The organism is Rhodococcus sp. 2G (genome assembly GCF_001886355.1).
Classification (GTDB): Bacteria; Actinomycetota; Actinomycetes; order Mycobacteriales; family Mycobacteriaceae; genus Rhodococcus; species Rhodococcus pyridinivorans.
In genome coordinates, this window is sequence record NZ_CP018063.1 from 2,556,669 (window position 1) to 2,578,324 (window position 21,656).

The following is a 21,656-nucleotide window of genomic DNA, read 5'->3' on the forward strand; positions in this document are numbered from 1 at the left end:
ACTACCTCCCGTCGCATGGTTCCGTACCGCACGGACCGATACCGCCCGGACCGCTGCTGCATTGCCATCCTGCCCGTTCACCGGCGCGACGGCAGCCCGATTCAGCCGGGTGTGACGAGACCGGACTCGTAGGCGAGCACCACGGCCTGTGCCCGGTCGCGCAGGTGCAGTTTTGCGAGAACCTTGCCGACGTGGGTCTTCACGGTCTGCTCGGCGACGAACAATCGTTCTGCGATCTCGGTGTTCGACAGGCCGTGCGCGATCAGTTCGAGCACCTCGAGTTCGCGTGGGGTGAGCGGATCGAGGACGCGGTCGCGCCCTCTCGCCGGCCGGCGCCGGCTGGTGACGTCGGCGATGAGGCGACGGGTGACGGTCGGCGCGAGCAGTGCCTGACCATCGGCGACCACCCTCACGGCCCGCACGAGTTCGTCGGCGGGGGCGTCCTTGAGCAGAAACCCGCTCGCTCCCATCCCGAGCGCCTCGTAGACGTAGTCGTCGAGGTCGAAGGTGGTGAGCATGAGCACCTTCGACCGCGGCTCACGGGTGTCGGCAAGGATGTGCCGCGCCGCGTCGAGACCGTTCATCTCGGGCATGCGCACGTCCATGAGGACGACGTCGGGCCGCAGTCGCGCGACCTCCGAGACAGCCGCTCGACCGTCGGGGGCATCGCCGACGACGCTGATGTCGGGCTGGGCTCCGAGCAGTGCTCCGAAGCCCTGCCGGACCATTGCCTGGTCGTCGGCGATGAACACCGTGATGGGAGGGTGCGGTTCGGTCATCGGCACCCACCTTAGGCCCCGGTCAGCACCGGGAGAACCGCTCGGACCTCGAAACCGCCGCCGGGACGGGGATGGGCGACGAGTTGCCCGCCCACGACGGACGCACGTTCGACCATGCCGAGGATTCCGTTGCCGCCGCTGCGGTCCGACTGCCGAACGGTGGTGTCGACCTGACCGGGCGAGGCCGGCCCGTTGGTCACCTCCACCGTGACGGTCGCCGGCTCCCACTGCAGTCGTGCGGACACGCGGGCGCCGGGTGCGTGCCGGGCCGCGTTCGCCAGAGACTCTTGCAGGATCCGGTAGACGGTGAGTCCGACACCGTCGGAGACGGGTGCGGGGACGCCGACCGTCTCCGTCTCGAGCGCCATCCCGGCTCGGCGGGAGGACTCGAACAGCTCACCGATGCGGTCGATGTCGGGCTGCGGTTCGTGTTCGGGGAGCTGCCCGTCGCTGCGGAGTACTCCGAGCAGGGTGCGGACCTCGTTCAGCGCCTCCCGTGCGGTCGCACCGAGGGCGTCGAATTCGGTGCGTACGTCGTCGTTCACGTCCGGGAGCCGGTAGGGCGCGCTCTGCGCCTGCACGACGATCATCGACATGTGATGGGCAACGATGTCGTGGAGGTCGCGTGCGATGTGGGCCTTCTCCTCGAGGATGGCGCGCCGTGCACGTTCGAGCTCGCTGGCCTCCTCCTGCTGGGCGAGTTGCCGTCGGGAGATCACCAGCCAGCGCACCAACAGCCCGAACACCACCAGGGCGCTGATCCCGATCCCCCAGCCCCAGCCGTCGCTGCCGGGGACGAAGGCCGCGAAGAGCAGAACCGTCGAGACCCAGACGACGAGGACGATCCGGATCTCCTCGCGGATCGCAACGGCGAACACCAGCGCGAGCATCACCATGATGTGCACGACCTGCCACGGATAGTCGTAGCCGGGGACCAGGTCGAACGCTATCGGGATGACGAGTCCCGCCGCCGCGGCCACCGCCCACCCGAGCGCCGGCCGGACGAGCACGAGGAGGAACGGGAACACCGCCATCCCCGAGATCAGCGGCAACAGGGGTGGGGAGACGTCGTGGGTCAGGGGCAGCGTCGGCCACGCGATCGCATAGAGGATCAACGTCACGGTGACCACGGTGATGACGCTCCACCGTCCCCGGCCCAGGCGTCCCGCGGTTCTCACGCCGGACTTCGCAAGCTCTTTCACCTCACCCACGCTAGGAGCCGGGGTCTCGACTGTCCTCATACCTGGGGGTGAGATCCGCATAGCTCTGCGGGTGGTGTCGGCCTCCTCGAGATCGCTCCGTCGCGGGGTCCGGTGCAGGGCTGCGCGTTCCTAGCGTCACCGGCATGACAGTGAGATCCGCAGCGGTCCGAGTCGCGTCGGTCGTCTTCCTCGCCACCGCAGCATATGCCGCCGCGCCGGGGGCGCTCGCCCACTCCGCCGCGCCCCCGACGGAGGACGCCGCGGCCGCAGCGACGGTGACGGCGCTCGTCGCCGACGACGCGGACGGAGCACTGTCGTCCCTGCCGGCCGATTTCACCGCCGTGATGGGGTATGCGCCGATCGTCGAACAGTGGGCGGACGGGACGACGGTGCTCGCCGACCCCGAAGGTGACTGCTCCGCCCCGGTGCCGCTGCCGGCGGCGTTCGAATCGGCATGCCGGGTGCACGATCTCGGGTACGACCTCCTGCGATACGCCCACACCACCGGTGGCGAGCTGGGCACCGGTGCCCGCCGCGACCTCGACGGTCTGTTCGCACGGCATCTCGACACCGTCTGCCGTTCCGAACCCGGCATCACCTCCTGCACGCCGATCGCAGGGATTTCTTCTGCAGCAGTGGAATTCAACTCGTGGCGACAGGGTCACCGGACACCTGTCGCGGAATCGCCGTGGGCCCTGGCCGTCGCTGCGGGCTCGGTCGCTCTGGGCTTCACGGCACGAAAGGTACGGCGATGACGATCCTCACGGTGGTTCTCGCGACGGTGATCTCCCTCGCCCCTCCCCTGCTGCCGCGACAGTCGGTCGTGCAGGGCGTCGTCACAGGGGTGTTCGTCCTGGTCGCGCTGGCCGTTCTCCGTCTCGTCGTGACCGCGAGGCGGCGGACCGGTCGGGCTCCGCGGCCGGCGAGACCGGAACTGCATGTGCCCGTCGCGCTCGTCGGCGGATCCGTCGTGCTGGTCACGGCCGCCGGTGCGCATCGGTGGCAGAACGGTCTGCGGGAGGCGATGGCGGTCCCGGCGCTGGATGTGCGCTGGTGGCTCGAGGCACTGGCAGTCGCGATCGTGGTCGTCGCGGCGCTGCTCGCCCTTCCGCGCCTCGTGCACCTCCTGTCGCGACGCGGGGTGGCGGTGGCCGTCGCCGCGACGCTGGGAATCGGCGCCACGGTTGGGATCGGCACCACGGTGGCCTTCTCACCCGGAGGGGCGGTCGACACGGTCGCCTCCCCCACCGCGCTCTCGGCGGGATTGTCGGGTGGCGTGGGATCGGCGGTGTTGTGGAACCGGTTGGGTCGAGAGGGGCAGAAGTTCGTGTCCCTGCCCTCCGAGGGGTCACCGATCCGGATCTACATACCGTTGTCGGCCGCGCCGGATCCGTCTGCGCGCGCCGAGTTCGCGGTGGACGAACTCCGCCGGGCGAGAGCCTTCGACCGACCGCATCTCGTGGTGGCCGTGCCGACCGGCTCGGGCTGGGTCGATGCCGCTGCGGTTCGCGGCTTCGAGGACCGGTGGGGCGACGATGTCGCCATCGTCGCCCAGCAGTACTCGGACATGCCGAGCTGGGCGACCTTCGTCCTCGATCGCGGTGCTGCGGAGGAGGAGGCCCGCGCGCTCGTCACCGCCTTGCGGGCGCACCTGTCCACGCTGCCCGACGAGCGACGCCCCGCCCTGCACGTCTACGGGCAGTCTCTGGGAGCGTCCGGCGCGAGCGCCGTCTTCGACGACGAACCGGAGCCGTGTGCACTGTTCCTCGCGGGGCCACCCGCGGGGGTCCGCACCGCCGGTGCGAGTGTCCGGGCGAACACCTCCGACCCGGTGGTGTGGTGGCGGCCGTCGCTGCTGTGGTCGCCGCCCGATCTGTCGCATGCGCGCGCCGATGCCCCGACCCCGCCGTGGCTGCCGGTGGTGTCGTTCGTGAACACAACGGTGGACCTGCTCACCTCGCTCGAGGCGGCACCCGGTCACGGTCATCGCTACGGCGACGATCAGGCGCGGTGCACCTCCGCCGACGGGTAGATCGCGCCCACACGGATCGGCGTCCGGATACACCGCGACCCGCCGGCCGACGAACGGCACGACGGGTCGTGGTGTGGGAAAGGATCAGGCGACGATGGGTCCTCGTGCCGCCTCGAAGGCCGCACCCACGCGGTACAGGCGCTCGTCGGCCAGGGCCGGGGCCATGATCTGCAGACCGACGGGGAGACCGTCGTCCGCCGAGAGGCCGGACGGCACCGACATCGCGCAGTGCCCCGCGAGGTTGGTCGGGAGCGTGCATAGATCGGACAGGTACATCGCCAGCGGATCGTCGACCTTCTCGCCGAGCTTCCACGGCGTGAACGGGCTCGTGGGCGAGACCAGCACGTCGACCTGCTCGTAGGCCTTGTCGAAGTCCTGCGCGATGAGGCTCCGGACTTTGAGTGCCTGACCGTAGTAGGCCTCGTAGTAGCCGGAGGACAGCGCGTAGGTGCCGATCATGATGCGGCGCTTGACCTCCTTGCCGAAACCGGCGGCGCGGGTCGCGGCCATGACCTGCTCGGCACTCATCGTGCCGTCGTCGACGCGCATGCCGTACCGCATCGCGTCGAAGCGGGCCAGGTTGGAGGAGACCTCCGACGGCAGGATCAGGTAGTACGAGGCGAGCGCGTACTCGAAGTGCGGGCACGAGACCTCGACGACCTCCGCGCCGAGCTTCGTGAGCGTCTCGACCGCCGCATCGAACGACGAGAGCACGCCGGGCTGGTAGCTGTCGGAGTGCAGCTCCTTGACCACGCCGACCTTCAGGCCCTTCAGGTCGCCGGCCGCACCCTGGCGCGCCGCCTCCACGACGGGACGCACGGGGGCGTTCACCGACGTCGAGTCGCGCGGGTCGTGCCCGGCGATGACCTCGTGCAGCAGCGCCGTGTCGAGGACGGTGCGGCCGCAGGGACCACCCTGGTCGAGCGACGACGCACAGGCGACGAGGCCGTACCGAGAGACCGTGCCGTAGGTGGGCTTGGTGCCGACGGTGGCGGTGACAGCGGCGGGCTGGCGGATCGAGCCACCGGTGTCGGTGCCGATCGCGAGGGGTGCTTGATACGACGCGAGCGCCGCAGCGGAACCGCCACCCGAGCCACCCGGGATACGGCTGGTGTCCCACGGGTTGCGGGTGGGGCCGTAGGCCGAGTTCTCGGTGGACGAACCCATCGCGAACTCGTCCATGTTGGTCTTGCCGAGGATGGGGATCCCGGCCTCGCGCAGCTTCGTGGTGAGCGTCGCGTCGTAGGGCGAGACCCAGCCCTCGAGGATCTTCGAACCGCACGTGGTGGGCATGTCCGTGGTGGTGAACACGTCCTTGAGCGCGAGCGGCACACCGGCGAGCGCCGAGGCCGGTTTCTCGCCCGCGGCGACGGCACGGTCGACCTCGTCCGCGGCGGCGAGCGCCTGCTCGGAGGCGACGTGCAGGAAGGCGTTGTACTCGCCGTCGACCTCGGCGATGCGATCGAGGTGGGCCTGGGTGACCTCCACCGACGACAGTTCGCCGGCATGGATCTTCGACGCCAGGGTCGCGGCGTCGAGGCGTGTCGTATCCGTGCTCATTCGCCCTCTCCCAGGATCTGCGGGACCGAGAAGCGATCCTCCTCGACGGCCGGCGCACCGGAGAGCGCCTGCTCGGGTGTGAGACCGGGGACGACGACGTCGGGTCGCGTCACGTTGGTGACGGCGTTCGGGTTCGCCATGGGAGCCACATCGTCCGCGGCCACCTCCGACACCGCCTTGACGTGGTTGAGGATCGAATCCAACTGACCGGCGAACTCGTCGAGTTCGGCATCGGTCAGCGCAAGCCGGGACAACCGGGCGAGATGCGCGACCTCGTCACGGGAGATGGCAGGCACCGTGAATGGCCCCTTTCCGATGGAGAGTGAACGTCCTGTCCAGGGTAATGCGTCCTGGAAGCGACGGCGCACGCGGTTCGGCGACATCACTCGTCGCCCGGTCGGCGTCGCGTCCCGTCCGCCGATGTTGCAAGCTTCGCAACGCTGTGTTGCGTTCGTGTGACATGCACCGTCGCGACCGGGGATTATCGATGGGGTCGGCATAATTTCGGATCGGCGCCGTCCCGGACGCCGGCGCCGAGGTGCAAGGATGTGGTCTGCCAGAGGTCGACACGGGCCCCTGGGCCGGCACTCGGATGCCGGCGCACCATGTGCCGTCGATGTGGCGTTCGTCGACGGCAGGAAACCGACTGGGGAAAGGACTCACGTGTCGTACCTCTTGCGTGTCAGGCTCCCCGATCGTCCCGGTAGCCTCGGCTCGCTCGCCCTGGCGCTCGGTTCGGTCGGCGCCGACATCCTGTCGCTCGACGTCGTCGAACGCGGCACGGACTTCGCGATCGACGATCTCGTCGTCGACGTCGAGCCGGGCAAGCTCCCCGACACGCTCCTCACCGCGGCCGAGGCCCTGCCCGGTGTGACGGTCGACTCGATCCGTCCCTACGCCGGAATCCTCGACACCCATCGCGAACTCGAATTGATCGATCACGTCGCCGCCGCCCGCGACGACCGCATCCAGATCCTCGTCGACGGCGCTCCCCGGGTGCTCCGCGTGGGTTGGGCGACCGTGCTCGGAGTCGGCCCGAACGGCATCTTCCGCCTCGCGGGGAGCCCGGGTTCGCCGGAGACCCACCTCGACGGCGTCCCCTGGATGCCGCTCGCCGAGGCCACCCTGCTCGACCACGACGGTGAGTGGGTGCCGCAGCTCTGGCGCGACATGGACACGATGCTCGCGGCCGCTCCCCTCGGCTCGCCCGAACGTGTCCTCGTCCTCGGCCGCCCCGGCGGACCGGAGTTCCGTCCGTCCGAGATCGCACGCATCGGTTACTTCGCGGGCATCGTCGGCACCGTCCTCCGATAGTCCCCGGGTTCCGGTCGCAGCTTCGGGAAAGGGTCTCAGCCGACGACGAGCCTGTGCGCCTGCGCGATCGCTTCCTCACGCGAATGCACGCCCAGTTTCCGGTAGAGGGAACGCAATTGGGTCTTGACGGTGTTGAGGGTGACGAACTGTTCCTTGGCGATCGTGCTCGTCGTGCCGCCGGCGAGCAATGCGTCGAGGACCGCGCGCTCGCGTGGGGTCAGCCGTACGACGACACGGATCTCGCGGAAGATGCCGTACTCGGCCATCGCCGGGTCGAGATCGATCGGCAGGTCGACCCCGAGCGACAGGATGTCGCGCACGGCCGAGGGCGGGACTCCGACGAACGGCCGTGTCACCCCGGCATGTTCCGCCAGCACCACGGCCCGCTGGAGATGCCGTCGCGCATCGGTGCGGCGACCGAGTCTCAGAGACGCCACCGATCCGATCAGGGCGAGTTCCGCACCGACGGCCGGACAGTGCTCACGGGCGGCATCCCCACGATGCACGATCACCTCCGCGCCTCCGGGATCGCCGCCGAGCAGACGCAATCGCGCACGGGCCGGAGCCGTGAGGGGGTGCGTCGAGCTGTCGACCAGCTCGCGCGCCGCGCGGGCCTCGCCGAGCGCGAGGTGCAGGTCGGCACGCGCGGCATCGACCAACACCGCGGAGATACCGGTGAGGCGATGGGAGAAGTGCTGAAGTTCCGAATCGATGTACAGCAGGCCGTCGGCGGGCACACCGCTCAGCAGCGCCAGTCGCCCCCGCGCGTACATGACGGCCGCCCACAACTCTTCCGTGTGGCGGGGAGTGCCGAGTTCGGAGAGCGCGCGGAAGGCCGTGCCGGTGTCGAGCCTGTCGAGGGCCACGAGCGCGGTGGCGACCAGGCCCGCCGTACGGATGAGGGCCTCGGCCTCTCCCATGATCGGCGGATGCCGGAGCTCCTCCTCGATCCACCGGGTCGCCTCGTGGGTCCGGCCCCGGAGGGCTTCGAGGAGCGCGAGTTTGCCCGCGGCCTCTCGCTCGACGAACACACCGCGACCCGCCGTGTGGGCACGGCGCAGCATCGTTCCGGCATCGGTGGTGCGTCCGCCGAGGAGGTAGACGGTGCCGAAGTTGAGGTATTTCAGTCCGTGGGCGTGCCGGGTCGTGTCGTCCAGCGTCTCGAAATTCGGCACGGGTTCGGTGGCCAGGCCGTCGCACACTTCCATCGCCTCGTCGTAGGCACCCTGCATCCGGAGACTTCCGAGGCGAAGGATCGTTTCGAAGGATCGCGGGAAGGCCCACTGTTCCGGCTCTCCCGCCTGGTTCCGGGCACGGGTGATCGTCCGCAGCGACGCGACGGTGCGATCGTTGGTCGTCATGTCGTCGGGGAGCAGCTCGAGCAGCACGATCCCCAGGGAGCGGAGCGATCCGCTTCCGTACAGTGCCACCCAGTTCTTCTCGACGATGTCGATCGCGCATCGCCAGTCGCGCCGCTCCACGGCATGTTCGAGGGCGATGTCCGGACGCGAGCGCTGCAACCAGTAGTCGATGAGAGCCGACCGCGCATCCCACAGCTCCTTCGGGTATTCGGCGCTGCCCACCCGCAGGAGTGATCTGTGGACGACCTCGGGATAGCGCCAGGCGGTCTCGCCGTCCGTGGAGTCCTCGTCCGTCGAGCAGGCCTCGATCAGTCCCGACTCGGTCAGCGCGGTGAGGAAGGCGTCGCTGTCGTCGATGTGTGGTAGAGCCGAAATCGACGACTCCGTCACCGTGTTGGGTGCGGCGGAGACGAGGACCGAGCGGGAGGACAGTGCCAGTGAGGGATCCGCGGCCACGACATGCATGACGACGAGATCGACGGTCGAGTCGACCAGGACGTCGAGGGCGTCGGTGCCGTAGACCCGATCCGGCTTCTCGGCACGCAGCGTCGCACACACCGCCGCGACGAATGCGGCGAATCCTTCGGTGCGGCGGGTGATCCACTCGATGGTGCGTTGGTCCCGCGCAAGTCCGAAGAGCCGGCACAGTGCAGCGGTCTCGTCCACGGTGAACGCCAGGTCGTCGTCGCCGACGATCGTCCTGTGCGGGTGTCCGTCGACAAGTTCGGCCCACGAGCCTGTGGCCCTGCTGGTGACCACCATCCGCACCTGCGGCCCGAGCCGCAGCAACTGCCCGACCCGGTCTTCGATCGCTTCGACCGACCGGACACCGTCGAGCACGAACATCACGGGCCGGGGGTGCCGGACCAGTATCGAACACAACGAGTCGAAGGAGCCTTCCGCCGCAACGGGTTCGTCGACTCCGAGGGAGGTGCACAGCGACGATGCCACCGTCGCCCAGTAGGTCTCGGGTGTGACGTCGTGCGCGGGTTCGGGAATCACCACCGGCGCCCACTCGGGACACGGGTCGATCGCCAGCCACGTGTCGACGAGGGTCGTCTTGCCGGAGAAGGGGCCACCGAGGATCACGGCGAGTTCGGAATGCGCGGACAGAACGGAGAACAATCGGCGACGGGACAAAGGCAGTGTTCTCGGCACGTCCACTATCCCTTTCGCATCCGGGCAGCATCGCCCTCGAAACGGACTCACAAGTATGTGCAAATATTAGCAGCCGGCGGGGGAAATGACGGATTTCGCCGGGATTCCGATCGCGCGCCAGGAATCACATCGAAGTAGTCCCGTACCTCCATTCACACGGTCCACGAACGGATCTCACGTCGGCGGGGGAGAAACTCGGTGAGCTTCTCCCCCGCTGCGACTTCGTTCAGTGTGCGAATGCCTGGTCGGTGTGGCCGCGACCGACACCCTCGCGGAGATATCCGACTACATCGGCGATGTCTTCACCGAGCTTGTGGGCGATGTCCCGGCTGAAGCCCTCGCGAAGCACGATTCGCAGGACCGCGACGTCCTCCGCGTCGGCCGGCATCGTGTAGGCCGGAACCTGGAATCCGCGGGCCCGCAATTCGTGGGAGATGTCGAACACCGTGAAGCCGGGGTCGCCCGTCACCTCGAAGGAGATGACCGGGATGGCGGAGCCGTCCGTGATGATCGCCATGTTCTCGATCTCGGAGATCTGCTTCGACAGCATGAGCGCGGTGTCGCGCAGGGTCTCCATGATCTGCGTGTACCCGGCGACACCGAGCCGGATGAAGTTGTAGTACTGGCCGATGACCTGGTTACCAGGACGCGAGAAGTTGAGCGTGAACGTCGGCATGTCGCCACCGAGGTAGTTGACCCGGAAGACCAGGTCCTCGGGCAGATGTTCCTTCGAGCGCCAGACGACGAAACCGATACCCGGATAGGTCATGCCGTACTTGTGACCACTGACGTTGATGGACACGACCCGCGGCACACGGAAGTCCCATTCGAGGTCCGGATGGAGGAAGGGCACCACGAAGCCACCGGAGGCGGCGTCGACGTGCAACGGGACGTCGGGACCGCCGGAGGCCGCGAGCTCGTCGAGCGCGGCGGCGATCTCCGCCACCGGCTCGAGTTCACCGGTGAAGGTGGTGCCGAGGATCGCGACGACGCCGATGGTGTTCTCGTCGACCGCTTCGCGGACCTGCTCGGGGGTGATGACGTAACGGCCGGGCTCCATCGGCAGGTATTTCGGCTCGACGTCGAAGTAGCGGCAGAACTTCTCCCACACCACCTGCACGTTGCTGCCGAGCACCAGGTTCGGCTTCGACGCGTCCTTGCCGGCGGCCCTACGGGCCTCACGCCAGCGCCACTTGAGCGCGAGACCGCCGAGCATGACGGCCTCGGACGAACCGATCGTCGAGACGCCGGTGGCCGACGACGGATCGGCCGGATCGAGGTTCTCGGCGTGGAACAAGGCCGCGACCATGTTGACGCAACGGGTCTCGATCTCCGCCGTGGCCGGATACTCGTCCTTGTCGATCATGTTCTTGTCGAACGTCTCGGCCATGAGACGACCCGCCTGCGGATCCATCCACGTGGTGACGAAGGTCGCCAGGTTGAGCCGCGAGCTGCCGTCGAGCATCAGCTCGTCGTGTATGAACTGGTACGTCGCCTCCGGATCGGTCTCCGACTTGGGAAGTCGCAGAGCAGGAATCGGGTCGGTACCGAGTCTGCCGGTGAAGGCAGGTGCGAGTGTCTCGGCTGGAGCATTGGACTCTGACATGGTTTCCTCCATTTCCCGCATCGAACACTCGTCGATCCGGTGACATCAGGACATCCGGGGCGGCTCTCACACCTCGATCGGCGGGTACAGCCTCTCCATCGTGTAGCGGCGGTTGCGCCGAACCGACAGGGCACTCAGCGTCAACGATACGAGCAGGATTCCGGCCAGGACAGCGATTGCGATCCACAATCGCGAATCGATGTTCTCGGCGACGGTGAGCTGCCGCAGACCGTTGACGGTGTAGGTCATCGGGTCGAACGGGTGGATGTACTGGAACGGCTTCGCCGTGGTCGGCACGGGGTAGATACCGCCGGCCGAGACCAGTTGCAGCATCAGGAAGGCCAAGGTCACCACCCGACCGACGGCGACGCCGAAGATCGCATTGAACGCTTGGATCATGGCCAGATACGTTGCGGAGATCAAGATCAGGAACAGGATCGTCCCCACCACGTGCTTCACGTCCAGTCCGACGCCGAAATGGACGACCGTGTACATCACGACCACCTGCAGGATGCCTACCAGCAGAGCCGGCCAGTACGACGCGAGGACCGTGCGGTAGGCACCGAGTCCCGCGACGGTGGGCCGCGACTGCAACGGGGTGAGCAGCATCCAGGTGATGATGCCGCCGACGAACAGGGCGAGCGACAGGAAGAACGGGGCGAAACCGGTACCGAAGGTGGGTGCCTCGTTCGTGTAGTTCTGTTGCAGAGCAACCGGAGTCGACAACGTCTCGGCGGTGGTGGTGCGTTGTTCGTCCGTCCAGTTCGGCACCTGGGTGGCACCCTGACTCAGGGCCTGCGCGAGTTCCTGCGAACCCGACTGCAACTCGACCATGCCCGAGGACAGCTCTCCTGCTCCGTCGGCCAACTGGACACTGCCGTCGGTGAGTTGGACGAGACCGGAGTTCAGCGTGGCGGCACCGGAGCTCAGTTCGTCGACACCGCTGCGGAGTCGGTTCACGTCCGCCGCCAGTCCCCCGTTCGACAACGTCGCCAGGGCTCCCTGTAGCGGACTGTTCGGGTTGCCGAGTTGATACTCGAGTTGTTCGGCGCCTGCCTGCAGACGCATGATCTCAGCGCGTAGGGCGTCGGCATCGGAGGCCGCCTGTTGCGCCGTCAGCGGTGTCAACGCGGTGATCGCCTGCTGCACGACCGGATCGGAGCTCCGGTTCAGGATGTCGACGACCTGCTGTACGGCCTGGTTCACCGTCGACTGCGTGGTCTGCGGTACCCGCGATTCGAGGGCGTCGAGCGAGGCCCGCAGCTCCGCTGCCTGCCCGGCGACACCCGAGAGGGCACCGCTGTCGAGCGCGCTGAGCAGCGGACCCGTCACGCCGTCGACCGCGGTGGCGAGTTCGTTCGCGCCGGTAGCGAGCTGCGCCGACCCGTCTCGCGCCGTGACCATGTTCGTCGCGAGCTCCTGCGATCCCGAAGCGAGCTGGTCCGCGCCGCTCTTGGCCGTGTCGATGCCGTCGGCGAGTTGCCCGGCACCGTCGGCGGCCTGCTTCAGACCCGAGCCGGCGCTCTCGAGACCGGTGAGCACGGTCCCGACACCTTGGGCACCGATCGTGGAGTTCACCTGTCCGATCACCTGTTCGGACGCGTCCTGCCCGATGATCGTCGCGAGATAGTTGTTCGCGTCGTTGAAAGTGAAGACCAGATTCGCCTTCTCCGGGTTGTCGCCGTTGGGGGATTCGACCGCTTCGGTGAAATTCTCCGGAATCGTGATGGTGTAGTAGTACTTTCCGTCGGCCAGACCCGCGACGGCGTCCTCTTCCGACACCTCCGCCAGATCGAGCTGACCGGATGCGATGAGGGACTTCACGACCTGATCGCCGGCGTCGACCTGTTCCCCCGTCGACGAACGACCGGTGTCGTTGTTGACGATCGCCGCGGGAATCTTGTTCACCGCACCGAACGGATTCCAGAAGGCCCACAGGTACATGGCCCCGTACAGCAACGGCATGAGAATGATCGTCGCGATCGCGATGCGCGGCATCGTGCCGCGGAAGTATCGCTTCGAGTCGCTACCGAGAGAGACGCCTGCGAGCACTCGTCACTTCCTCTTCGTCAGGACGCCGATGTCACCGGGTCCGAGCAGATCGTGCATGTCCACCACGGCCCGTACCCCGCTATCGGGGTCGACGGGGTTCACGTCGCCGATGATCACCGCCTGGTTCTCACCGAGCGCGACGAGCCGGCCGAGCAGGGTGGCACGTTCGACGTCGTCGGCGATCCGATCGATCCGGCCCACCACCAGCAGTGGCGGACGCCGGGTGTTCGCCACCGAGATCCGCAGGAGCAGTTGCTGGAGTTCGGGGAGGTCGTCGACGAACGCCTCGAGCGGTGGCAGCGGTACGTCGCCGAAGATCTCCTCGCACATCTCGGCGATACCGTCCTCACGGACCCGCGGAACGAACTTGTACCACGGGGAATCCCACCGCTTCTGCTCGGTGACGAGATCGCGCACGGTGACCGACGGGCGTACCTCGTCGAGCTCGTTCATGCACGCAATCGCCGACCGCGCGATGATCTTCTGCGGTCTGTCCTCGCCGAGAACCGTCAGCGATCCCCGGGTCAGTCGCATGCGACCGCACAGAGCCATGAGCAACGCGGTACGCGCAGCACCGGCCTGCGCGGCCAGAACCGTCACTCCCCCGGCGTCGAGGTCCAGGTCGAGGGGGCCGAAGACATGGCCCCAGGGTCCGTGGAGTTCGATCCCGCGCGCCGACACGAGTGTGCCCGGCGTCTGTCGGGCGGTTGCCCGCTGCACGACCGGAGCGCCGTACGGCGGAGTCCCGACATCATCCGGTTCGGCTGTGCCCACCGGCGTTCCGCCGTAGTTTCCGTCCACGACGAAGGGATCCTCGAGCTGTTCGTCCGACAACTCGTCCCAGGCCTCTGCGTCGCTGTGCTGCCCGTAGTGAGTCACCGACTGTCCTTGCGCCGAGCGAGTGGGGTGTGGTGCCGTGTCCGATGCGCTGCCACGGTCACAGGCTGTTCTTGACGACGTGGCCGTTCTTCACGATGACCGACAGGTTCTTTGCCGGATCGGCGATCAGACTCAGATCCTCGAGCGGGTTGCCGTCGACGAGGAGCACGTCCGCCCAGGCGCCCTTGTCGATCACACCCCATCGGGCCTGACGGTAGGGATCGCGTTCGCCTGCGAGCCGGAACAGTTCGGCGTTTCCGGAGGTGAGCATCCGCAGCGCGTCGAGGTTGCTGTAGTGGTCGCCGAGCCGCGCGGCCATCTCGCTCTGGCGCGGCGCGATCTGCGGCTCGAGCAGCAGGTCGGTTCCCCAGGCCGTCTTCACGCCGTGCTTCTGCGCCCACTCGTAGACGTGGTCGGTGCCGGTGCAGATCTGCTTGTCCTTCTCCGCGCGATCCGGGTCGGGATAGTGGTGGTCGCCGAGTGCGAAGGGCTGCATCGACAACCACACCTCCTTCTCCGCGAGCAGTGCGACGGTCTCCTCGTCGGCGAGGTGGCCGTGCTCGATCGACTTCACCCCGGCCGCGACCGCGCGGCGGATCCCGGTGACGTTGTAGACGTGGGTGGCCACGTACGTGCCGTAGTCGGATGCGGCCTGGACGGCGGCACGCAGTTCTCTGTCGATGAACTGGACGGTGTACAGCGGGTCGTACATGGACGCCGCTCCGCCGCCGACCATCAGCTTGATCTGCGATGCACCTTTCTTGAGTTGCTCGCGCACGGCTGCGAGGACCCGGTCCTCACCGTCGGCGACCCGCATGAAGCCGATCTGTTCGGCGCGGGCCTGATCCCCACCGAGGGCTGTGGGGCATTCGTAGACGAAGCCGAAGTCGCCGTGCCCGGACGTCTGCGAGATCGCGGCCTGGGACGGGTAGATGCGGGGACCGTCGAACAATCCCCGGTCGATCACCGATTTGATGCTGCCGGTGTCGCCGGCCATGTCGCGGACGGCGGTGAAGCCGCGCAGCAGCATGTTGCGGGCCTCGGCGAGGCCGTTGAGCGCGATGTGCGCTTCACTGCCCATCACCATGTCGATGTAGGAGTTCGCGTTACCGACGAGGTGGACGTGCGCGTCGGACATGCCGGGCATGAGGACCCGCCCGCCGCCGTCGATCACGTCGGTCTCGCGGCCGGGTTCGTCGCCGATCGGCGATTCGGATACGGCGACGATGCGGTCTCCGTCGATCAGTACGTCGCCGGTGACGAGCTCTCCGGAAACTCCGTCGAAAACTCGCACATTACGGAAAAGAAGGCGCTGAGTGGACTTACCGGTTTCCGTCATGGCTGGGACGCTAACGCGCATCGAACACGACTTCCGACCAACCGAAAGGATCCCGAACCAATTCACCCCAACCGTTCACCCTTTTCGAAAGTTCGTTCTGAACTGCACCTATTCGATCGGATAGTTTCTTTTGAAAACACACAAATTTCCGATCTTCGACTTACACTGCGCCAATGCTGATTCACCCGACATTGCGCATGCAGTCCTGGGGATTCGTCATCGGCGCCGCCCTGTTCGCATTGGGTTCGGCGCCCGGAATTGCGACGCTTCTCGGCACCGCCGGTGCAAATACTTCGTTCTTCGTGGGTTCCTGGTTCTTCACGGGTGCAGCATTCGTCCAATTGATGCTCAGTGGGCCGGCCACCGTCACGGACAAGGGCAGCCCGGCGATCCGCGCCGACTGGCTCGCGTCGCTGATCCAGTTCATCGGTACGCTGCTGTTCAACGTCAGCACGGGAGCCGCACTGCACGCCCACACCGTCAAGGGTGAGGAGCACCTGGTGTGGAACCCCAATCTCGAAGGTTCCCTGTGCTTTCTGGTGTCGAGCGCGATCGCGTGTGCAGTCCTCTGGCGAGCGGGCTCGCATTGGGCGCCGCGCTCGAAGGACTGGATCAGCGGGTGGCTGAACATGCTCGGGTCGATCGCTTTCGGGGTCTCCGCCGTCGGTTCGTTCGTCCTCGACGACGGAAACACTCTCGACCCGAGCCTTGCCAACGCCGGCACGTTCGTCGGGGCGATCTGCTTCCTGCTCGCCGCGGCGGTATTCCTCGGGAGGCGCAGCGCCGAGGAACCGGAATCCGCAACGGCCTCCTGAGAATTCGCCGGCAGGGCACCTGCCGGCGGAGAGCGTCTCAGTTCTCCCCTTCGCGCCCTTCGAGATAGGCGCGAGCGGCGTCGGGCCCCTCGTCGAGCAGGATCCGGAAACCGTCCTCGTCGAGCACGGGTACTCCGAGATCGGCGGCCTTGTCGGCCTTCGAACCCGGGTTGTCGCCGATGACGACGAAAGCCGTCTTCTTCGACACCGATCCGGCGGCCTTGCCTCCGCGCGCGAGGACGGCCTCCTTGGCCTGGTCGCGGGAGAATCCCGCGAGCGTGCCCGTAACCACGATCGACAGTCCTTCGAGGGTTCGCGGGATCGATTCGTCGCGTTCGTCGGCCATCCGCACACCCGCTGCCGCCCACTTGTCGACGATCGCGACGTGCCAATCGACGGTGAACCAGTCGGTCACCGCCGCGGCGATCGTCGGTCCGACGCCCTCGACGGCCGCGAGCTCGTCGACGGACGCGGCCCGGATCCGGTCGAGGCTGCCGAACTCGGTGGCCAGCGCACGCGCAGCGGTCGGTCCGACGTGCCGGATGGACAGGGCGACCAGCACGCGCCAGAGCGGCTGTTCCTTCGCCTTGTCGAGGTTCTGCAGCAGACGTTCGCCGTTCTTCGACAGCACGCCCTTGGCGGTGCGGAAAAACGGGATGCGTTCGAGGTCTTCCTTCGTGAGCGAGAACAGGTCGCCCTCGTCGGCGATGATCTTCCCCTCGAGCAGCGCCGTGGCCGCCTCGTAGCCGAGGGCTTCGATGTCGAACGCTCCCCTGCCCGAGACGTGGAAGACCCGCTCGCGCAATTGCGCCGGGCACGACCGCGAGTTGGGGCAGCGCAGGTCGACGTCGCCCTCCTTCGCCGGGGCGAGGGTGGTACCGCATTCGGGGCACTGCGTGGGCATCTCGAAGGCGTACTCGGAACCGTCGCGCAGGTCGACGACCGGGCCGAGGACCTCCGGGATCACGTCGCCGGCCTTGCGGATGACCACGGTGTCGCCGATGAGCACGCCTTTGCGCTCCACCTCGGACGCGTTGTGCAGCGTCGCCAGCGAGACGGTGGACCCGGCGACGGTGACCGGCTCCATGTAGGCGAAGGGGGTCACGCGTCCGGTGCGCCCGACACTGACGCGGATGTCGAGGAGCTTGGTGGTGACCTCCTCCGGCGGGTACTTGTAGGCGATCGCCCACCGTGGGGCGCGGGACGTGGCACCGAGGCGTCGGTGCAGCCCCATGTCGTCGATCTTGACCACCAGGCCGTCGATCTCATGTTCGATGTCGTGGCGGTGTTCGCCCCAGTAGCGCATCCGCTCGACGACCGCCTCGGCGCCCTGCACGCGAACAGTGTGCGGTGAGACGGGCAGGCCCCAGGCCGCGAAGGCCGCGTAGGCGTCGGATTGCGAGCGGGGTTCGAAGCCCTCCATGCGGCCGTAGCCGTGGCAGTACATGCGCAGACGCCGGCGCGCGGTGACGGCCGGGTTCTTCTGCCGCAGGGAACCGGCGGCGGAATTGCGGGGATTCGCGAAGGGCGGCTTGCCTTCGGCCACCAGCCCGGCGTTGAGGGTCTGGAAGTCCTCGAGCCGGAAGAACACCTCGCCGCGCACTTCGAGCAACGTCGGGATCGGGTATTCGGCGGTGCCGGTGAGCTTTTCGGGAACGTCGTCGATCGTGCGGGCGTTGAGGGTGACGTCCTCCCCGGTGCGTCCGTCGCCGCGGGTGGCCGCGCGGACGAGTTTGCCGTTCTCGTAGACGAGGCTGAGCGCCACGCCGTCGATCTTCACCTCGCACAGATAATCGGGGTGAGTGCCGGTCTCGACCTCGGCGCGCGAGAGCCACGCGCGCAGTTCGTCCTCGTCGAAGACGTTGTCGAGGCTGAGCATCCGTTCGAGATGCTCGACGGCACCGAATTCGGTGGCGAAGCCGCCGCCGACCAGCTGGGTGGGCGAATCCGGCGTGCGGAGTTCGGTGTACTGATCCTCGAGTGCCTGCAGTTCGCCGAGGAGCGCGTCGAACTGACCGTCGGAGATGATGGGGGCGTCGCGCACGTAATAACGGAACTGATGCTCGCGCACCTGTTCGGCGAGATCCTGCCAGCGCTCACGCGCCTCCGGAGGAGCGGTGATGGGTGCGTCCGTCGGTTCACTCACAGCCTGCAAGCCTAGTCGAGGGGACCGACCGGAATACTCAGAGCGTGTCGGCTTCCTCAGCGAAGGCCGACGCGACGTCGCGCAACGAACGCAGAGCGGCCCGTGCCCCCTCCGTGGAGGCCGAGGCCAGCCCGCAGACCGGGCTCACCGCCACCGATTGCAGCACCTTCCTGGGGAACCCGAGCCGGTCGATCAGCTCGACGGCCGGTGCCGCGTACTCGCGCCAGCCCGTCGAGGCCGGTGCGGTGGCGGGCACGAGTCCGAGTATCGGGACCGTGCCCGAGTCGAACAGTTCCCCGAGTCCGTCGAGGTCGGAGCGTCGCACGCATCCGACGTCGAAGGCCACAGCGTCGGCAGCGCTGCGCCGCAGGAAGTCGGCCGGGAAGGTGCCCGCGCAGCAGTGCACCGCGACGGAGAGCCCAGTGCCCCGAATCGTCGTGTCGAGCACGTCCAGCGCTTCCGGGTCCGGCACGGCAGGGACGGTCTCGAGGACGGTCCGGCCCTTCAGCGTTCCGGCGAGCACATCCGGCAGCGACGGTTCGTCGAGTTGCGCGACCACCTGAACCCCGAGCCGGCGGGTGATCTCGGCGGCGTGTCGGGCCAGGCCCTCCGCGAGCGATTCGGCCAGGTCGCGAACGGCGCCGCGGTCGATGAGCACCCGGCGTCCCGTGGCGAGTTCGACGTGGGCGGCGAGGGTGAGCGGCCCGGCAGCCTGCACCTTCACGGGGCGGCCGGCATCCAGCCCGGCACGTTCCCAGGCCTCCTCGAGCGCATCGAGATCCTGGGCGAGCAGGTCGCGCGCCCGGGCGGCCACACCGCCGCGTCGCGACACGAGGCGGTAGCCGGTGGTCGAGGTGTCGAGGTACATGTCGACGAGCAGGGCGCTGACCCGCCCGATCATGTCGGCACCGAGGCCGCGTGCCGGCAGTTCGACGAGGTGGGGCAGATCCGTGAGTTCGCCGACGACGACCGCCGCGGCCTCGCGCGGGTCCGTCCCGGGCCACGAACCGATGCCTGTCGCGAGACCGGACCACACCTCGCGGCCGGTGGCAGGTGCCGTCACCGGTCCCCTGCCGCGATGGTTCCGCTGCCGAGGACGATGTCGCCCGCAGCGTCGGACCGGTACAGCACGGCGGCCTGACCGGCGGCGACACCGGTGAGCGGTTCGCGCAGCGAGATCTCGATGCCCGGACCCACCGCTTCGGCGACGGCCGGGGCCAGGCCACCGTGGGCGCGGACCTGGACGACGCACTCGATCGGTCCGACAGGAGCGGTGCCGGAGGTCCACACGGCGCGTTCGGCGCGGATCGACTCGACCTTCAGCTGTTCGGCGCTGCCGACCCGCACGGTGCCGCTCTCCGGTTCGATCGCGGTGACGTAGCGGGGGCGGCCGTCCGGTCCGGGCCCGGCGATACCGAGTCCCTTGCGCTGGCCGATGGTGAAACCGTGCACGCCCTCGTGCTGCGCAAGAACCTCACCCGAACGGTCGTCCACGACGGCGCCGGGACGCACACCGATCCGGGCACCGAGGAAGGCGCGGGTGTCGCCCGACGGGATGAAGCAGATGTCGTGGCTGTCGGGCTTGTTCGCCACCGCGAGTCCGCGTTCGGCGGCCTCCTCGCGGATCCGGCTCTTGGGGGTGTCGCCGACGGGGAACACCGCGCGCGACAACTGCTGCGCAGTGAGCACGGCGAGTACGTACGACTGGTCCTTGTCGGCGTCGACGGCGCGACGCAGCACCCCGTCGTTCAACTGCGCGTAGTGACCGGTGGCGACGGCGTCGAAGCCGAGCGCGACGGCACGGTCGGCCAGCGCCGAGAACTTGATCTTCTCGTTGCAACGCAGGCACGGGTTCGGGGTCTCACCGGCGGCATAGGACGCGACGAAGTCGTCGATCACGTCCTCCTTGAAGCGGTCTGCGAAATCCCAGACGTAGAAGGGAATTCCGAGCACGTCGGCGGCGCGGCGAGCATCGCCGGCGTCCTCCTTCGAGCAGCATCCGCGCGAGCCGGTGCGCAGCGTGCCCGGCGCGGCCGACAACGCGAGATGCACTCCCACGACGTCGTGTCCGGCCTCGACCATGCGGGCGGCGGCGACCGCCGAGTCCACACCGCCGCTCATTGCCGCAAGAATCCTCATCTCCGGTCACCTCCTCGTCCACCGGCGCTCGCCAGTCCGGCGGCGCGAGCCCTGTCCACCACGGAAGGGAGAGTTTCGATCAGCTTGTCGATGTCACTGCGGGTTGTGGTGTGCCCCAACGAGAATCGGAGCGAACCGCGTGCCGTGATCGGGTCCGCCCCCATCGCGACGAGTACGTGACTCGCGCGCGCGACCCCGGCGGTGCACGCCGAACCGGTCGAGCATTCGATACCGGCCGCGTCGAGCAACATCAGCAGCGAGTCGCCTTCGCATCCGGGGAACGTGAAGTGCGCGTTGTTGGGCAGTCGTCCGACCTCGCGAGGACCGTTGAGGATCGCGTCGGGGATCGCCGCCTCGACACCCGCGACAAGAAGATCGCGCAGGTGCGCGAGTTCGGCGGTGCGGCCGGGCAGATCCGAGGTGACCTCGCGCAACGCCGCGGCCATCGCCACGATGGACGCGGTGTCCTGCGTCCCGGACCGCACGTCGCGTTCGTGGCCCCCACCGTGGGCGAGCGGCACGCACGGTACCTGCCTGCCGAGCAGCAGCGCTCCCACTCCCTGCGGACCACCGAACTTGTGAGCGGCCAGGGTCAGCGCCGACAGTCCGCTCGCGGTGAAATCGACTGGGAGATGCGCGACCGCCTGCACGGCGTCGCTGTGCATCGGGACGTCGAACTCGGCGGCGACCGCAGCGAGTTCGGTGATCGGCATGACGGTGCCGACCTCGTTGTTCGCCCACATCACGGACACGAGGGCGACCTCGTCGGCGTGGCGCGAGAGTTCCTCGCGGAGCGTGGTGGGATCGACGCGGCCGGAGCCGTCCACCGGCAGCCACGTCACCTGGGCATCCTCGTGCTCGACGAGCCATTCGACGGCGTCGAGCACGGCGTGGTGTTCGACCGCGCTCGCGAGGATCCGGCGACGCCGGGGGTCCTGGGCGCGGCGACCCCAATAGATGCCCTTGACGGCCAGATTGTCGCCCTCGGTGCCACCGGAGACGAAGATCACCTCGGAGGGCCGGGCGCCGAGGGCGGCCGCAATCGACTCCCGCGACTCCTCGACGCGCCGGCGCGCTGCGCGCCCCGATCCGTGCAGGGAGGACGCGTTTCCGACGGTGGCGAGGACCGACGTCATCGCCTCGACGGCCGCAGGAAGCATCGGCGACGTCGCGGCGTGATCGAGGTAGACGGTCGTGGAGGTACCGGAGGGACCGGCGGCGGGCGAGGTCATGACCGATCCAGGATAGCGGGTCGGCGCAGGTGCCCGCCGCGC

17 protein-coding genes are annotated in these 21,656 nt (G+C 68.1%); 4 read left to right on the forward strand and 13 right to left on the reverse strand.

Features of this window, described 5'->3' with window-relative positions; translation table 11 throughout:
* Nucleotides 1-101 precede the first annotated feature (101 nt).
* Together BO226_RS12095 and BO226_RS12100 are read right to left on the reverse strand one after the other, a co-directional pair.
* Nucleotides 102-779, reverse strand: a complete 678-nt coding sequence (locus BO226_RS12095) for a response regulator (protein ID WP_016691187.1) — start codon at nucleotides 777-779, stop codon at nucleotides 102-104.
* A gap of 11 nt (nucleotides 780-790) precedes the next feature.
* Nucleotides 791-1,957, reverse strand: coding sequence for a sensor histidine kinase (locus BO226_RS12100; RefSeq protein WP_387395774.1), 1,167 nt, complete (start codon nucleotides 1,955-1,957; stop codon nucleotides 791-793).
* 167 nt (nucleotides 1,958-2,124) lie between these two features.
* Between BO226_RS12100 and BO226_RS12105 the strand changes: the two genes are divergently transcribed.
* Nucleotides 2,125-2,736, forward strand: coding sequence for a hypothetical protein (locus BO226_RS12105; RefSeq protein ID WP_071935347.1), 612 nt, complete (start codon nucleotides 2,125-2,127; stop codon nucleotides 2,734-2,736).
* Nucleotides 2,733-4,013: an alpha/beta-hydrolase family protein gene (locus tag BO226_RS12110; protein WP_071935348.1), complete on the forward strand. Its 1,281-nt coding sequence runs from the start codon at nucleotides 2,733-2,735 to the stop codon at nucleotides 4,011-4,013. Before BO226_RS12105 ends, BO226_RS12110 begins: the two co-directional genes overlap by 4 nt.
* Nucleotides 4,014-4,097: 84 nt before the next feature.
* On the opposite strand, the gene gatA is transcribed toward BO226_RS12110, so the two are convergent.
* Both gatA and gatC read right to left on the reverse strand, forming a co-directional pair.
* Nucleotides 4,098-5,573, reverse strand: a complete 1,476-nt coding sequence (gene gatA, locus BO226_RS12115) for an Asp-tRNA(Asn)/Glu-tRNA(Gln) amidotransferase subunit GatA (protein ID WP_006554548.1) — start codon at nucleotides 5,571-5,573, stop codon at nucleotides 4,098-4,100.
* The gene (gatC, locus tag BO226_RS12120; protein ID WP_006554549.1) at nucleotides 5,570-5,869 is read right to left on the reverse strand and encodes an Asp-tRNA(Asn)/Glu-tRNA(Gln) amidotransferase subunit GatC; all 300 of its coding nucleotides are present in this window, start codon (nucleotides 5,867-5,869) and stop codon (nucleotides 5,570-5,572) included. Before gatC ends, gatA begins: the two co-directional genes overlap by 4 nt.
* 367 nt (nucleotides 5,870-6,236) lie before the next feature.
* Between gatC and BO226_RS12125 the strand changes: the two genes are divergently transcribed.
* The gene (locus BO226_RS12125; RefSeq protein ID WP_006554550.1) at nucleotides 6,237-6,887 is read left to right on the forward strand and encodes an amino acid-binding protein; all 651 of its coding nucleotides are present in this window, start codon (nucleotides 6,237-6,239) and stop codon (nucleotides 6,885-6,887) included.
* 35 nt (nucleotides 6,888-6,922) lie between these two features.
* Here BO226_RS12125 and BO226_RS12130 read toward each other — a convergent pair whose 3' ends face one another.
* From BO226_RS12130 to BO226_RS12150, 5 genes are all read right to left on the reverse strand, one after another.
* Entirely contained in the window at nucleotides 6,923-9,406 is a 2,484-nt protein-coding gene (locus tag BO226_RS12130) for a LuxR C-terminal-related transcriptional regulator (RefSeq protein ID WP_232238108.1), read from the reverse strand.
* A gap of 226 nt (nucleotides 9,407-9,632) precedes the next feature.
* Nucleotides 9,633-11,024: a glutamate decarboxylase gene (locus BO226_RS12135; RefSeq protein WP_006554552.1), complete on the reverse strand. Its 1,392-nt coding sequence runs from the start codon at nucleotides 11,022-11,024 to the stop codon at nucleotides 9,633-9,635.
* Between the two features lie 54 nt (nucleotides 11,025-11,078).
* Nucleotides 11,079-13,064, reverse strand: coding sequence for a YhgE/Pip domain-containing protein (locus BO226_RS12140; protein WP_071935349.1), 1,986 nt, complete (start codon nucleotides 13,062-13,064; stop codon nucleotides 11,079-11,081).
* A gap of 3 nt (nucleotides 13,065-13,067) precedes the next feature.
* Nucleotides 13,068-13,943, reverse strand: a complete 876-nt coding sequence (locus BO226_RS12145; RefSeq protein WP_039586015.1) for a hypothetical protein — start codon at nucleotides 13,941-13,943, stop codon at nucleotides 13,068-13,070.
* Nucleotides 13,944-14,001: 58 nt separating this feature from the next.
* The gene (locus BO226_RS12150; RefSeq protein ID WP_024101399.1) at nucleotides 14,002-15,282 is read right to left on the reverse strand and encodes a metal-dependent hydrolase family protein; all 1,281 of its coding nucleotides are present in this window, start codon (nucleotides 15,280-15,282) and stop codon (nucleotides 14,002-14,004) included.
* 173 nt (nucleotides 15,283-15,455) lie between these two features.
* Between BO226_RS12150 and BO226_RS12155 the strand changes: the two genes are divergently transcribed.
* On the forward strand, nucleotides 15,456-16,097 hold the full coding sequence (locus tag BO226_RS12155) for a hypothetical protein (protein ID WP_033097737.1): 642 nt from the start codon (nucleotides 15,456-15,458) through the stop codon (nucleotides 16,095-16,097).
* A 37-nt stretch (nucleotides 16,098-16,134) separates the two neighbouring features.
* On the opposite strand, the gene ligA is transcribed toward BO226_RS12155, so the two are convergent.
* From ligA to BO226_RS12175, 4 genes are read right to left on the reverse strand one after another with little or no spacing between them, the layout of a single operon-like run.
* Nucleotides 16,135-18,243 (reverse strand): NAD-dependent DNA ligase LigA, encoded by a 2,109-nt coding sequence (ligA, locus tag BO226_RS12160; RefSeq protein ID WP_071935350.1) that lies wholly within the window; start codon nucleotides 18,241-18,243, stop codon nucleotides 16,135-16,137.
* Between the two features lie 37 nt (nucleotides 18,244-18,280).
* Nucleotides 18,281-19,306: a methionine synthase gene (locus tag BO226_RS12165; RefSeq protein WP_071935351.1), complete on the reverse strand. Its 1,026-nt coding sequence runs from the start codon at nucleotides 19,304-19,306 to the stop codon at nucleotides 18,281-18,283.
* Entirely contained in the window at nucleotides 19,303-20,382 is a 1,080-nt protein-coding gene (gene mnmA, locus BO226_RS12170; RefSeq protein ID WP_033097734.1) for a tRNA 2-thiouridine(34) synthase MnmA, read from the reverse strand. The genes BO226_RS12165 and mnmA overlap by 4 nt, the downstream gene beginning before the upstream one ends.
* Nucleotides 20,379-21,614 carry a cysteine desulfurase family protein gene (locus BO226_RS12175; protein WP_006554560.1) on the reverse strand — a complete coding sequence of 412 codons (1,236 nt, stop codon included), beginning with the start codon at nucleotides 21,612-21,614 and terminating at the stop codon, nucleotides 20,379-20,381. The genes mnmA and BO226_RS12175 overlap by 4 nt, the downstream gene beginning before the upstream one ends.
* Nucleotides 21,615-21,656: the final 42 nt, after the last annotated feature.

Excerpts from the sequence above, each read along its gene's own strand:
- BO226_RS12095 (WP_016691187.1), bottom strand. The coding sequence starts at position 779 with ATGACCGAACCGCACCCTCCCATCACGGTGTTCATCGCCGACGACCAG.
- BO226_RS12105 (WP_071935347.1), top strand. The coding sequence starts at position 2,125 with ATGACAGTGAGATCCGCAGCGGTCCGAGTCGCGTCGGTCGTCTTCCTC.
- BO226_RS12110 (WP_071935348.1), top strand. The coding sequence starts at position 2,733 with ATGACGATCCTCACGGTGGTTCTCGCGACGGTGATCTCCCTCGCCCCT.
- gatA (WP_006554548.1), bottom strand. The coding sequence starts at position 5,573 with ATGAGCACGGATACGACACGCCTCGACGCCGCGACCCTGGCGTCGAAG.
- BO226_RS12135 (WP_006554552.1), bottom strand. The coding sequence starts at position 11,024 with ATGGAGGAAACCATGTCAGAGTCCAATGCTCCAGCCGAGACACTCGCA.
- BO226_RS12150 (WP_024101399.1), bottom strand. The coding sequence starts at position 15,282 with ATGACGGAAACCGGTAAGTCCACTCAGCGCCTTCTTTTCCGTAATGTG.
- BO226_RS12155 (WP_033097737.1), top strand. The coding sequence starts at position 15,456 with ATGCTGATTCACCCGACATTGCGCATGCAGTCCTGGGGATTCGTCATC.
- mnmA (WP_033097734.1), bottom strand. The coding sequence starts at position 20,382 with ATGAGGATTCTTGCGGCAATGAGCGGCGGTGTGGACTCGGCGGTCGCC.
- BO226_RS12175 (WP_006554560.1), bottom strand. The coding sequence starts at position 21,614 with ATGACCTCGCCCGCCGCCGGTCCCTCCGGTACCTCCACGACCGTCTAC.